The sequence below is a fragment of the Stenotrophomonas sp. 05N37 genome (genome assembly GCF_056397365.1).
In genome coordinates, this window is sequence record NZ_JBFTNG010000004.1 from 193,363 (window position 1) to 206,268 (window position 12,906).

At 61.9% G+C, this 12,906-nt stretch carries 9 protein-coding genes and 1 pseudogene; 2 read left to right on the forward strand and 8 right to left on the reverse strand.

All coding sequences use genetic code 11. The features are described 5' to 3' along the window. The first annotated feature begins 51 nt into the window (after positions 1-51). Positions 52-591: a hypothetical protein gene (locus tag AC1DGC_RS13730; protein ID WP_478048112.1), complete on the forward strand. Its 540-nt coding sequence runs from the start codon at positions 52-54 to the stop codon at positions 589-591. Positions 592-610: 19 nt separating this feature from the next. On the opposite strand, the gene AC1DGC_RS13735 is transcribed toward AC1DGC_RS13730, so the two are convergent. Further along, positions 611-1,126 (reverse strand): hypothetical protein, encoded by a 516-nt coding sequence (locus tag AC1DGC_RS13735; protein ID WP_478048113.1) that lies wholly within the window; start codon positions 1,124-1,126, stop codon positions 611-613. Positions 1,127-1,219: 93 nt separating this feature from the next. After that, complete coding sequence (locus AC1DGC_RS13740) at positions 1,220-1,519, reverse strand: hypothetical protein (protein ID WP_478048114.1); 300 nt, start codon at positions 1,517-1,519, stop codon at positions 1,220-1,222. Between the two features lie 1,579 nt (positions 1,520-3,098). Here AC1DGC_RS13740 and AC1DGC_RS13745 point away from each other — a divergent pair. Further along, a complete protein-coding gene (locus tag AC1DGC_RS13745; protein WP_478048115.1) occupies positions 3,099-3,362 on the forward strand; it encodes a DUF3653 domain-containing protein in 264 nt (87 codons plus the stop codon). A gap of 44 nt (positions 3,363-3,406) precedes the next feature. Here the strand turns inward: AC1DGC_RS13745 and AC1DGC_RS13750 are convergent, their stop codons facing one another. From AC1DGC_RS13750 to AC1DGC_RS13775, 6 genes and pseudogenes are all read right to left on the reverse strand, one after another. Continuing rightward, positions 3,407-4,249, reverse strand: a complete 843-nt coding sequence (locus tag AC1DGC_RS13750) for a DUF4124 domain-containing protein (RefSeq protein WP_478048116.1) — start codon at positions 4,247-4,249, stop codon at positions 3,407-3,409. Positions 4,250-4,695: 446 nt separating this feature from the next. Beyond that, positions 4,696-7,170 (reverse strand): hypothetical protein, encoded by a 2,475-nt coding sequence (locus AC1DGC_RS13755; protein WP_478048117.1) that lies wholly within the window; start codon positions 7,168-7,170, stop codon positions 4,696-4,698. A 931-nt stretch (positions 7,171-8,101) separates the two neighbouring features. After that, positions 8,102-9,493 (reverse strand): NAD-dependent succinate-semialdehyde dehydrogenase, encoded by a 1,392-nt coding sequence (locus tag AC1DGC_RS13760; protein ID WP_478048118.1) that lies wholly within the window; start codon positions 9,491-9,493, stop codon positions 8,102-8,104. A 97-nt stretch (positions 9,494-9,590) separates the two neighbouring features. Continuing rightward, the gene (locus tag AC1DGC_RS13765) at positions 9,591-10,454 is read right to left on the reverse strand and encodes an aldose epimerase family protein (RefSeq protein ID WP_478048119.1); all 864 of its coding nucleotides are present in this window, start codon (positions 10,452-10,454) and stop codon (positions 9,591-9,593) included. Further along, on the reverse strand, positions 10,444-11,460 hold the full coding sequence (locus AC1DGC_RS13770; protein ID WP_478048194.1) for a glycoside hydrolase family 43 protein: 1,017 nt from the start codon (positions 11,458-11,460) through the stop codon (positions 10,444-10,446). The genes AC1DGC_RS13765 and AC1DGC_RS13770 overlap by 11 nt, the downstream gene beginning before the upstream one ends. Next, a pseudogene (locus AC1DGC_RS13775) lies at positions 11,437-12,906 on the reverse strand (MFS transporter); the annotation flags it as partial. The pseudogene AC1DGC_RS13775 and the gene AC1DGC_RS13770, both read right to left, overlap by 24 nt.

Here is a 12,906-nt window from a genome sequence, read left to right on the forward strand (position 1 = left end):
CTCAGTGGCTGCAGCCACGGCCACACACTCCAAGGAACGGTCACCCCCGCCATGCCGCACGATTCCGCCCCCCATCCGCAGGCCGCGGCAGACAGCCGCCGCCCGCTCGCCGTCCTGGTCGCCCAGTTCCGTTACTACACCGAGAACCGCCTGCTCGATTTCCGCTACACCCTGACCAACGACGGCGCCGCCCCGCTTGCCGTATTCGACCGTGGCAGCCTCGACACGTCGCTCGATGTGGTCGGGCCGACCGGCAAGGTGTCGCGGCCGACGATCCGCATCGAGAACGGTGATGTCACGCTGGACTTCCCGGCGCAGCCCACGGGCACGCCCGATGCCCGGCTGCTCGCACTGGAGCTGACCCCGAAGGGCAGGGTGCAGGTGGAAGCATGGGAAACCCTGCCGGGCACCGATGCGGTCAAGCGTGTCCGCCTCTGCATCCCGGTCGCGCCGATGAGCGACGGACAGTTCGAGGGCGCGATCAACGGCAAGGACGGTCCGGTACGCATTGCAACCGCCATCCCCCGGACGCAGCTGCTGTGCAGTGACTGGGTGGATATCGAGCACGGGGCGGCGGACTGGACCGGCTGACGGGCGAGCCACGCCGCGCCTATTTCAGCAGCGAGCGCGCCTGATCAATACGCCACGTGTTGTTCAGGGCAAGCACGACCGCGAACCGCCCACACAGCAGAACATCCGCGTCATTGCCCGCGCGCAGGTGCTGTTCTGCGCCCGGCAGCAATAGGACCTCGACGCCGCCGATGCAATCGCGCCGCTCATACCCCCCGGCACTCGCCGTCCGCACGAACGGACCGCTCAGCGCGTGGACCGAAGGCGCCGCGCCAGCGGCGCGCACGGCAGCCAGCAGGTCCACCACGTTCCCGCGCGGCATGCGCCAGATTGCCCGCTCTGGCTGGCCAAACCAATCAAGCGCCTCCTTCTCGCGAGGAAGCAACGCGCGCACCGGCGGCGTACGACCGAGGGCCGCTGCCGCGCCGCGGCTACGCAGGGCCACCCACAGGATCGCGCCGACGACATACAGCGCACCCAGCAGCAGATACAGCAGCACCAGGCCAAACCACGGCGAATTGTGCGGAATGCCGAACAACATGACCAGAAACACCACGAGCGGTATCCAGCGGGCGGCGCTGCGGCCCGTATCGCCAGCGCTCACGCTCGTGCCCGTGGGTCTGCGGCCAATGCACGCGGCATGCGCGACCTAGCACGGGGCATTGATCTGCCTCCAGCCGTTCTGCACCCGCTCAAACCGGCGCCCCTGTATGCAGCGCTCGTTCTGGCGCAATGGCATGAGGCGCTCGCGCGGTGGCGTCGGCGCGTCCGGCAAAAGCGAGGAGGGCATCGCCTTGAGGTCCGCCTCGAACTGCCGAGTAACCTGTTGAAGTTGGTACCTGGCGTACGCCGCCTCCACGACACTGTGGGCGGTAAGCGCAAGGAAGCCGCCGAGCGCCACCTGCCACCAGATCGTATGAATCGCGTTTGCCGTGCGTTGGTCGTCCATGTCCCATGCCCAAGAGAAGCCGGCAGCCATTCTAGTGGGTGAACCCGGTTGGGTGCAGGAATGTGCCGCGGAGTCACCGGGCGGCAATGAAAGGCGGGGGTCGCGTCGACGACTGGCCTATGTTGAACGGCTGCGGCGTATGCAGGCAGAGCGGGTTGTGTAGGCGGTGAGGGTGCAGAATGGGGCAGGGGCTGTGTTGAGTGGATCGCAGAACAGGCCGCTGCATGCGTTTAGGTCGCGACTTCCGGACGCGAAGGAGGAGCCGCCCGTCTCGGGCGTGCCTCGCGCAATGGGAACAGCCGCCTGTCGTGCGAATTGATTGCCCCTGCAAATCCCTACTCGCATAGGCAGGCTGCGGGAGAGAACATTCGGGCGCGGCGCAGCTTGGCGCTTGTTAGCCGGACGCAGCAACCCTAAGATCGAGCGACAAAGTGCATTGCGGGCAAGTCGGAAACGGGATCTCAGGATCCCTCTTCTACGCGGTTATACCAATGGAGGTAACAATGTCTCGGACCGATAGTGAGAACCAAAGCGATTCAGTCGAGCTGGAGGGCCGCCGAACCATCACACCTTTCTTTCGCGCAAAAGTAGTACTTGGCGGGAGAGAAATTGAGCTTGGTGAGTTTGAGTCCGAGGAAGAGGCGGACCAGGCAATCAGCCTTGCAGAGCACGATTGGTCTCAGGACCTTAACGATGCCATGTACCCGCCGAAAACCCGCAAATGCTACAACTGCGAAGGGACCGGAAAATCCAAGGACGCTGATGAGTGCAACACTTGCGCTGGTACGGGGAGAGTTCCCGTTTAGGCCCAATTCCAACGCTCTTCCAGCAAGCCACTCAAGCCGGAGTCGCTTTGGGCCTGGCTTGAGTGACTTGGAAGTCCGATGGCACTTGGTTCCGGATTGAGTAGGGAAGCTAGAGTCGATAACTAGAGCGGACCAGGTTTCTTGGCGTCGAACCGTGCGGACCATGGCGTGTGAGTCTTGCTCAGCGTGTGCACTGCGCCCAGCAGGACCGCGGCCAGGGCGATCGCCATCACGGTCATCTATCGGCGCCGGCACCGGGATCACCCACGCCCAGCCGCCGTTCTCTGCGAATTCTGACGTACTCCCGCAGGTATACGACACTGGAATCCATTGTGGCGCAGCCCTTTCCAGCGGCCAGCGATCGAGCTTGCCGCGGCCGGGCTTCTTCCATCATCAACCGCCATTCCCGGGTAATGTTGCAGGTAAGCGACCACCAGGTCATGTCGCACTGCTCGAGGCTGTGTTCTTCGGGGGTGAATATGTGGCCGCCCTGAAAGCCGAAACCGGCCCAAGGGCCGGTCAGGTCGATTCGCTCATGCTTGGATCTCGTCCTTGTTGGGGGAACGAGTGGGGAAGCAAGAGCCGATCCAGAGCTTGATCCAGCGCCAGCCGGAGCCCACGAACCGGGAAACGGCCCGATACGCCATTTCGCATAATGTATATTATGTAACGTCTCTGATCGCACGGGTGCGCTACTACGGCGGCCTGCTCAAACTGGTCCTGGCATCGATCTTGCCTGCCAAGGGTCCCAAGGACAAAGCGAGCATTGATGCATGTGTCAGTACCTGAGCGGCCCCTTCGCAGGCTGGAGCCTTCGCGGCAACTACCTTTTCAGCCCGCATGGCGACCGGATGACTCCCGAGCGCCTTGCCGGGCTGGCATGGCGCGATCAGATGGAATTGAGGTTGGCCGGATATGCCTCCCGGCGCAAGGCCGAGGCCGGCATGGGAAAAGCTGGTCAGCGCCAGATGGTGAAGGTCGTTGTTGTGGACCTGGGCGAGTTCCGGGAGCGCCACTTCGGGCAATCTGCTGGATGAGAGCGTCATCGTAGGGGCTGCGCGCCCCTACACCCCGGGCCGGGCTACTTGCACGCGTCGAACACCATGTCATCCATCCGGCGGGTCAATTCGAACGACCTATGAATTCCAGCGGCTTTGAACACGGACGCTCGATGCGCCTTTGCCGACTCGCACCGGTCAGGATCACGGTGCTTACTGATCGATATGCCACGAACGCCACTCTGTGCGTACCGATAGGTTCGACGCTGAGTTTGTCTGCGCTGTTCGAGCTCCTGCCGAATTGCATCCAGCCGAGCTTGCCGGTCCGGATTCGGAGCCTCTGGCGCCGCATTCCAAGACTTGGCCGCTGGCCCGGTCACGCAGGGGTCCGATTGGTAGATTGTGCGGCCGCTCTCGACACACTTGTGCACCTGCTGGGCAGCTGCATCGCCGGAAAGCGCGAAAACCGCCATCAGAATCCATCTGAGTTCCATACCGCCCCCTTGTCCTGCGGGAATGGTATCTAACTCTCGGTCCACTTGACCGTAGGGGAATCCCCTACCCGCCTTGGTACAGGGGCTGTGCGCCCCTGCACCCCGCGCCGGGCCGTGATCCGTCACGTTAATTCCCGGTGTAGCGGTTCTGCACCGACTCAGGGAACGTCGCCATTGGGCGATCCGCCACTGCAATGACCGCACTTCCCGCGGGAGAAACAGGCTGCGCAAACGAGCCGTGCGAGACCGAGGCGGCAGAGACCTGGACAGCCGAGGAAGGCTCGCGAGGCGCGCGATAGGGGTTGTAAGCCGGCCCGTTGAGGGCGAGGTGCTTGCACATTTCAAGATGCGCCGGGCTCGGCGTGCCTCGGTCAACCGGGTGGGCGGCCGACCAAGAGGACGGCGACCACCCGCGCCGAACTGGAAGCCCATGCTGGCCACCTGCGATGAAAGACTGTACGGTCTGCCTGATCGCGCCCTGCTCTGCTTCTGGTCCGCCAGCGGCAGATGCAGGCGCCGCCAGATCGCAGCGGCGGAAATACGTCGCCTGCGTCTGGAAGGCGCGAGCTGGCTCCGCCCCGCTCCTTGGCTCAGTGGCCGCGATAGTCAAACGGCGGGCTAAGTTGGCGGGGCTGCAGGGGCTTTTTTGCGCCCATAGCTTGCAGTCAGGCTTTGTTGCGGAAGCGGGCAAGCAGGGGATGCCATTGCCCGCGGTGATGGCAATGGCCGAACACGTTCGGCGGCAAGCGTAGTCGGTCATTCCCAGGTAGGCGCAACTGAGTAAAATCCTGCGACGCTCCTACTGAAGTAGCGAGATGCGACCTTGAAGTCCGGCTTGACAGAGGGAATTCCAATCCAATTGCAGCGGATCGCTCGATCTATGCCCGATTTGGGCTTGTCGTCCACTTCCTGGGCTTTCGCTCTTCAATGCGTTGGTGTAGCAGGTTGATATCATCACGCACGGCAACGATCCAAGGAAACAGTTCATCGGACAGTGCCGGAAACACCCGAGCATCTTCGATCTTCATCTGCGTCAGAAGAATATTGCAAATCTTCATCCACCCCTGAAAGGTCTTTTGAGATTCATCACGAATCGATATGCAGGCCGCTTCATTGGCAAGGGGTGTAATCAACGCCATTTGCGATATGTATACGTTGTCGCTATAAACGAGTCGAGAGTGCGCAGCCCCAGCAGGGCTTATTCGAACGAGCGTCTCATCTCGCAGCGCCCTTTCCGATGGATCGTAAGCTTCAATCAACGCGCGCGAGAATAGTCTGTCGATGTAGTAGCGAAAGGTCTCGCGGTGGACGCCCAGAGAATGAAACTTGTCCCAAAGTTGGGAGACGCTGATGAATCGATCGCGCGTGGTTGAGGCCTTGTCGTCTGCCATTGACAGAAAGCGGAGTAGATATAGTGACATAAAGGGCGATGCTAGGGCGCCGGCGGGGCGCGCGAAAATGTTCACCAGAAAATTGTGCTTGTCTTCGTCATACAGCGTACCCTTCTGTAAGACTAGGGCAGTCATAAGTGCCGTTCTCTTCGGGCGAACTTCGCCTCTCGCAACATACATCCTCAGAAGCTCTTCCAGGCCGATCCACGGAGAAGAGAGAATTTCGCCGGAGAGCTCAAGACTTCTTCTGACGTCGTAGTTGCACAGCCTTCCGATTACTGCGGTTATGTCGGACGTTGAAACAAATATGGACTCGACGGCCGCACAGAAGGACTGCAGGTCCTTTATCGTAAGTCGCATTCCCTGACCGACTAATGCGCTTTTTCCCTTTCCCTCTTCAGTATCTCGAAGCTCGGCTTGCAGAACGTCTAAACGCTTGGCAAAGACATCCTTCAAGCTTGGTACGGGCAGAAAGAATGCGCGAGAATGAAAGCTCTGAAGTGGTCCAGCCTTGCTGAGCGACCAAACTGTCGTGTCAGTTACGGGGCAGATGAGAAAGGATGCGACACTAGTTGACAGTCCCACCGCGTACTGAAACACCCTATCCTGGGTGGAGCGAGGAAGGTGGTCGACATTGTCAAATACAAGAATCGGCAAGCGTTGCTGACCAACCAAGGACCGCTTCAATAGCTCAAGGAGGTACTCGCGCGGCTGATCTCTTCGCAGCGATGCCAGGTCCTCTCCAAACCGCTGTCTAAATGCATCGCGGTCGCGCTTGTACAAGGGCGCGAGCTCCCCTGTACTCATGCGTTTATACATCGGCCAGAACGCACCTCGCAGCTGATCGTACGTGGGCGTTGGCCCGAAAAGCTGTCGCTCCGCTTGTCGAATTAGCTCGCCAGACATCCAGGCTGTAAGGTGCGTGTCTGAGCCCTCACTTTTAAGCAAATCCACACTCAAGTGAAGGACGCGCTCCTTGAGACTGGCAGGAAGAATCTTTGAGAAGAATCGATCAAGAAATGTTGTTTTTCCGGATCCTTTATTTCCGACCAAGAGAACAAATTCACCGGTCCTAAGGTCTACCGAAGTCTCAAGTAGCCCCTGCAGGTTGTCGGGATTGGAGACGTCAATTGTGTCTAGGCGCCGAAGTGCCCTATCTATAAGCTCGTTGACGATTTTCTCAAAGGCGACGTCTGTCTCGCGGCTTGACCGAGTCTCAACGAAACACTCGATGAGCGCTTCTCTAGACTTGGTGTTGATCTTGATGAACGATTTTCTAAAAAGCTCGCTTAGCGAGAAAGCCAGGTCAGAAACTTGTGGAACGCGCTTCTGACTTCTGTCAACAGCTCTAAAGTAGGAAGCGGGGACTGAAGTTGAACCCGATTCGCGCTCTCTCAAATAGGTTGCAAGCTTGTGCTCTTGAAGTCCCGCTTCGGACATGAAGTCGTAGAACTGGGCCCATGAGTTGAGGATGGATTCTATCGTCGGAAAGACAACGGCTAGCCCTTCGTTCGGTGGCTTGCCGTCGCTACGCGAGGCCAGAAACATGATCCACTGGCGGCCGTTAGTGACGACGCCCACGGCCGAGCCGAATCTTGCCGCGTACCCAATAGCTTGACTGACTCCATCTGCGGCGCCCTTCAACGCCGATCCGTCAAGGGCAACGACCGCCACGCCAGTCTGCTTGACCGAACAAAGCTCTAGGGCATCTTTCTTCGCCTCAAGGACGGCACGACAGCGACCTGAGCTAAAGAACGCGTAATCCGCGAATCCCGCGCCCTCAATATAGGGCTCGACGCGAATAGCGTCCTTCTTCCAGTCAAGCTCATTTGTGAGGAACTCGTCAATGACATGAAAGCGCGTTTGCGCTTCGTTACCATCTTGATCAAGAGCCACTCGGTACGTAGCTATGCGCTCACCGAGGCCCTCTTCCTTGGCTGAAGATGCAGACAGAGTTCCCATGCCCCCTCCCCGTTTTAGTCACTCTACGCTCTCTGCTGCCGCATGTTCAAGGGCGCGAATAGCTGCGCAGAATCCCGCTATCCTTTCGTGAGCGGGGCTTCCGCCCCTCGCTAGCAGCATCGGCGCTCCTTGGACCACTCTCAGCTTCTGCCCGCGCGCTTGCTTCTATAGTTGTGACCAGTTCACGAAATATTGGCCTCGTAGAACCTCCGGCCCCCAATTGCACGCCAGATGGATGCCTCGCTTTGGATCCGAAGCAGCCCTCCCTCTTGCCGAGGCGGCCTACGGCGGGCTGGAGGGGTGATTTTGGTGAGCACAGCCTGCGGCCGTGGTTCGTGACCGAAGCGAGCCGGCGGGGTGTCTCTCTACCGCGATCATGCAGGTGACAGAGCACAGGGGGGGGGCGAGTGTGGCGGGATACCTCCAGACAGCCGGCGCAGCCACCAATCCCGCTGCCCGTCTTTTGGAAGATTGAGTTTACATCGCAGCTATTCTCGCCAAGGTGGAGTGTGCGATCACCCCTTCAAGCTGCCCGCGGTCCAGTGCGCCCTTTGCGTCGCTCCATTCCCCGCGCTTTATGAGTTGCACTGATCGATTGGCATTTTGCTTTCAACAGAGCGTACGCCTCACTCGCTCCAAGCGAGCCATGGGGTGAGCTACATAAGCACATCCGCTGCGACGGCCGGACATACGCGTTTCTGCCCCGATAAATCTTCGTTATCACTGGACCAAGGAAACTGAGGGATTGGCGTAAAGCGTAGCTCGGGAGCCGCCTCTCCTATAGAACAACTAGCGCTCTAGCTCCGCGTCTAGCCATCCGTGGCTAGGCGCTTGGCGCTGCCCCTATACCCATGTGTCCAGCAACCGTTTTCCCCCGAACCGGACGTCATGCGCACGCGCGATGTGGCGTCGCGCGGCGCCCATGCCGGACTCAAGCCCACGCTGCAGCCGGAATCTTGATCGACTTGACGTTCACGAACTCCTTCAGACCTTCCGAACCGTGCTCCCGACCATAGCCGGAAGCCTTCACACCGCCGAACGGCAGCGCTGGCGATGCGACGTCGAAGGTGTTGATGAAGACCATGCCGGTGTCAAAGTACTTGCTCGCCAGTTCCCGGGCGCGCTGCACGTCCCGGCTGAAGATGCCCCCGCCCAGGCCGTAGCGGCTGTCGTTGGCGATGCGCAACGCATCCTCATCATCCTCTGCGCGGATGATGGCCGCTGCAGGGCCGAAAAGCTCATCCTCGTAGGCCACCTGCCCCGGTGCCACATCCGCCAGCACCGTGGCCGGGTAGAACCAGCCGGTGCGGTCCGGCACGTCACCGCCCACCACCAGACGTGCGCCCTGCGCGACGCTCTTGGTCACCTGTTCGTGCAGCTTGTCGCGCTGCGCCTTGGAGACCATGGGGCCGAGCTGGGTGTTCTCGGCGTTCGGGTCGCCCATCCGGATCGCTTCGAAGGCCGTTGCGTAGGCGCTGACGAAGGCCTCGTAGTTCTTCTTTGTCACGATAAAACGCTTGGCGTTGACGCAGGTCTGCCCGTTGTTGAACAGTCGGCCCTTGACGCAGGTTGCCACGGCCAGATCCAGGTCGGCGTCGTCCAGTACCAGATAGGCGTCGTTGGAGCCCAGCTCAAGCACCGTCTTCTTGAGGGCCGCACCGGCCCTGGCTGCGACGGTACGTCCCGCCGCTTCGCTCCCGGTCAGAGTCACCGCGCGCACCAGATCGTTTTCCACGATGTCATTGGACTGGTCGTGGCTGATCAACAGCACGCCGAACAGCCCCTTGGGCAGCCCGGCACTTTCGTAGATGTCGCGCAGCAGCAAGCCACTACCGGTGCAGCTCTCGGCGTGTTTGAGCAGGACGCCATTGCCGGCCATCAGGCTGGCGATGGAATAGCGGATCGCCTGGTACGCCGGGAAGTTCCACGGCTGAATGCCATACACCACACCGATCGGGGCGTGGGTCACAATGCCGGTGGCACCCTCCACATCGCGCTCCTCATCGGCCAGCACGACAGTCCCCTGCTTGGCGGTGTAGTCACAGATGGCAGCGCACAGCTCGACTTCAGTGCGACTGTCCTCGATGAGCTTGCCGACCTCGTCGGTCATCAGCTGTGCGAACTCTTCCTTGCGCTCGCGAAGGGCCTTGGCGATGCCCGCAATGACGTTTGCTCGATCATCGAGACTGCGCAGACGCCATTGCATGAAGGCTTCATGGCTTGCCTTGACGACCGCAGCAGCCTCGGCGTCGGACATGTAGGAATAGGTGGCGAGCACTTCTTCGGTCAGCGGATTGATCGTGGTGAGATGCTTTGTGGACATGGAAAGAGACGCTTCACTTCAAGGGGAGGTCCTGACAGGGTCGCCGCCGTCCAGTTCCTCCGCCGTGAATTCTCCGGCGGCGCGCATCACTGGAGTTTCACCGGGCTTCATCGCCGTTGCCACTGCCATCGCCCCACTGCAGCTCGAACGTCAGCTCCAGTATCTGCCCCGGCCCCAGCCGGTCCGGCAGCAACGTAAAACCATCCGGCGGCCCCGTCTGCGGCTCCACGCACGTTGCATGCGCCGCGCCGTCGTACACCACCCAGTGGCCGGTGTCTGCGCGCAGACGCAGGACCTGTTCCCCCGACATCATTGCCACCTCCTGCCGGTTGAGGAAGCAGTCATCCCAGGGCCCAGGCACAGGGCGGACACAAGGCAATGTTGCAATCCCCTCCCCGTCCCGCGGATACATCGCACTCGGCGCGAACACCACCTGATCCGGCTTGCGAAACCAGGGGTGCCAGCCAAGCACCGCCGGCATCGCCTTGTCGCCGGCTTGCACGGCCAACCGCAGCTCGAGACAGTGGGGCGTCACACGGATCACCTGCGTGGCACGACCCCCGAACGGCCAATACGCATCCTCAGGAAGCGCCAGCGACAGCGTCGCGGCATCCGCACCGAGGCTGTCGACATGCCACGGTCGTGAAAAGCCTACCCCATGGATCGCGTGCGCGCCAAAGTTCAGCGGCAGCTCACACGCCGTGCCCTCAAAGACGAAGCGCCCCTGCCGGATGCGCCCGGCCCACGGCACCATCGGATAGCACCCCCAGCCGATCGCAGCCGCCCCAACCTCCTCCTCGCCCACCAGCCACTCCACGCCGTCGTAGCGCAGATGGGCAATACGGCCACCGGCGTCCGGCGCAAGCGCCACCTCCAGCCTCCCGGCCCGCAACCAGTACAGGCGCCCACCAGACAGCGGCGCCTCCGCATCATCCTTGGGTGAGGCCGTTTCAAGCGCCATAGGGATCGATCGTCCGGATGCTGCCGTCGGCCTCCATGTGCAGGGGGGTGCACTTGACCGAGCGCAGGTGGGTCACCCCGCCGGACAACAGGGCGTCATGGTAGAAGAGATACCACTGGCCTTCGAAGGCGCAGATGGAGTGGTGCGTGGTCCAGCCGACGACGGGCGTGAGGATCACCCCGGCATAGGTGAACGGTCCATACGGGCTGTCGCCGATGGCGTAGCACAGCAGGTGCGTGTCCCCGGTGGAGTACGACAGGTAATACCGCCCCTGGTACTTGTGCAACCACGGCCCTTCGAAGAAGCGACGCGCGTGGTCATCGGCGCGCAGCGGCTGGCCGTGCTCGTCCAGGATCATGACCTCCCGCGTGGGCTCTGCCAGCCGGGTCATGCACGGGTCCAGCCGGCCGACGCGCGGGCCAAGCGCAGGCGCATCGCCGGTGGGCTCCTTGTGCGCGGCGTCAAAGCGGTTGTCCCGGTAGTTCTGCAACTGACCGCCCCAGATGCCGCCGAAATAGAGGTAATGCGTGCCGTCGTCATCCTCGTAGACGGCCGGATCGATCGAGTACGTTCCCTCCATCGGCTCGGCGTCGGGGGTGAACGGGCCCTCCGGACGATCCGCCACCGCCACGCCGATACGGAACGTGCCCTCCCCGTCCTTGGCCGGAAAATAGAGGTAATAGCGGCCATCGCGGCTGGCTGCGTCCGGCGCCCACATCTGCCGTGCGGCCCAGGGCACGTCGCGGACATGCAGTGCCACACCGCAGTCGGTGGCCTCGCCCTCGGGCGAATCCATCCGCAGCACATGGTAGTCCTCCATGCCGAAGTGACCGCCTTCATCGTCGAACGGCGCGCCGCTGTCGATGTCGTGCGACGGGTAGATATACAGGCGCCCCTCGAACACGTGGGCCGAAGGGTCGGCCGTGTAGAGGTGGGTCACCAGCGGTTGGGCGATGGCGTGTGCCGCGAGGTGCTCCAGAGTGCTTCCTTGACGTCTCACATGCAGGTCATGTTCGATGCGGGTCTCCATGCGCTTGTCGATTTTGTAGAAGAAAAGCAGCGCCACCGCGGCCAGGAACGGGAGGGAGCAATAGACGCTCACGGTCAGGCGGATGCCGTCCACCACGGGCTGGGCCTGCTGTTCGGCGCCGGCCTGATAGCCGTGATGGGCCAGGATGCCGGCCACCAGCGCACCGCCGATGCTGAGGCCGATTTTCAGCCCGCACAGCATCGCCGAGAAGATGATCGCGGTGGCGCGGCGATGGTTCTTCCATTCGGAATAGTCGGCGACGTCGGCGATCATCGCCCACAGCAAGGGGATGGTGATGCCGTAGCAGAACCCGTGCAGCATGAACGCGCCGAAGGCCACGGCCACTGCCGTGGGCGGCAGGAAATAGAACACCAGCAGGAACAGCGTGGACACCAGCAGCGCGCCGCCGAACACATCGCGCTTGCCGTAGCGGTCGGCGAGGCGGCGCGATGCCCCGATGCCCAGGATCATGCAGAGGATGCCGCAGGCGTTGAACAGACTGAATGCCGAGGTGGCCGGATCCTTCGGCCAGGTGAAACCGGACAGCCCCCATCCGTTGAGCGTTGCGTTCAATCCCCCGATGAACGCGTTGAAGCCGGAGCGGTCAAGAAAGCCCGCCAGGGCGGCCTCGCTCATGTAGTACTGGAAGTAATAGATGTAGGTGCCGCCCTTCAGCGCCAGGTTGATGAAGACCAGGACCGTCAGGGCCAGCATCACCTTCCACGGCCGGTTGTGCAGCAGGTCGGACAGGTCCTGCAGCACGCCGCTGCTCTGCTCCTTCGCCGGCACGATGCGCTCGCGCGTGGTGGCGAAGGTGATCAGGAAGAACACGGTGCCCACCACCGCAAATAGCGTCATCACACGTTCGAAGCCCTGCACCCGATCGCCGTCACCGAGGATCAGCACCAGCGGCAGCAGCAGTACCTGGATGATGAACTGCGCGATCATGACCGCCACGAAGCGGTAGGCCGACAGGCTGTTGCGCTGGGCCATGCTGCCGGTGAGCACCCCGCTGAGCGCGGAATACGGCAGGTTGTTGGCCGCATACACGAGCATCAGCAGACCGTAGGTCACCAGCGCGTAGATGACCTTGCCGCGCGGCCCCAGGTCCGGGGTGCTGAAGGCGAGCAGCGCCAGCACGCCGAACGGGATCGCCGTCCAGAGGATCCAGGGCCGGAACCTGCCCCAGCGGGTGGCCGTGCGGTCGGCGGCGATGCCGATCAGTGGGGTGAACACGAAGGCGCCCAGCAGGCCGATCACGAAAATAATGGCCGCTGCGGTAGCGGGCGGCAATCGGTACACATCCGTGTAGAAGAAGGCCAGGTAGGTGATCAGCGTCTGGAAGATCAGGTTGGCGGCCAGGTCGCCCAGGCTGTAGCCCAGCTTCTCGCGGACCGACAGCGTGTGCTCGGGGGTGTCCAT

What these genes read in the sequence shown, in the direction of transcription:
- AC1DGC_RS13750 (WP_478048116.1), bottom strand. Translation starts at nt 4,249, where the DNA reads ATGGGCTTCCAGTTCGGCGCGGGTGGTCGCCGTCCTCTTGGTCGGCCG.
- AC1DGC_RS13730 (WP_478048112.1), top strand. Translation starts at nt 52, where the DNA reads ATGCCGCACGATTCCGCCCCCCATCCGCAGGCCGCGGCAGACAGCCGC.
- AC1DGC_RS13740 (WP_478048114.1), bottom strand. Translation starts at nt 1,519, where the DNA reads ATGGACGACCAACGCACGGCAAACGCGATTCATACGATCTGGTGGCAG.
- AC1DGC_RS13745 (WP_478048115.1), top strand. Translation starts at nt 3,099, where the DNA reads ATGTGTCAGTACCTGAGCGGCCCCTTCGCAGGCTGGAGCCTTCGCGGC.
- AC1DGC_RS13760 (WP_478048118.1), bottom strand. Translation starts at nt 9,493, where the DNA reads ATGTCCACAAAGCATCTCACCACGATCAATCCGCTGACCGAAGAAGTG.
- AC1DGC_RS13755 (WP_478048117.1), bottom strand. Translation starts at nt 7,170, where the DNA reads ATGGGAACTCTGTCTGCATCTTCAGCCAAGGAAGAGGGCCTCGGTGAG.
- AC1DGC_RS13765 (WP_478048119.1), bottom strand. Translation starts at nt 10,454, where the DNA reads ATGGCGCTTGAAACGGCCTCACCCAAGGATGATGCGGAGGCGCCGCTG.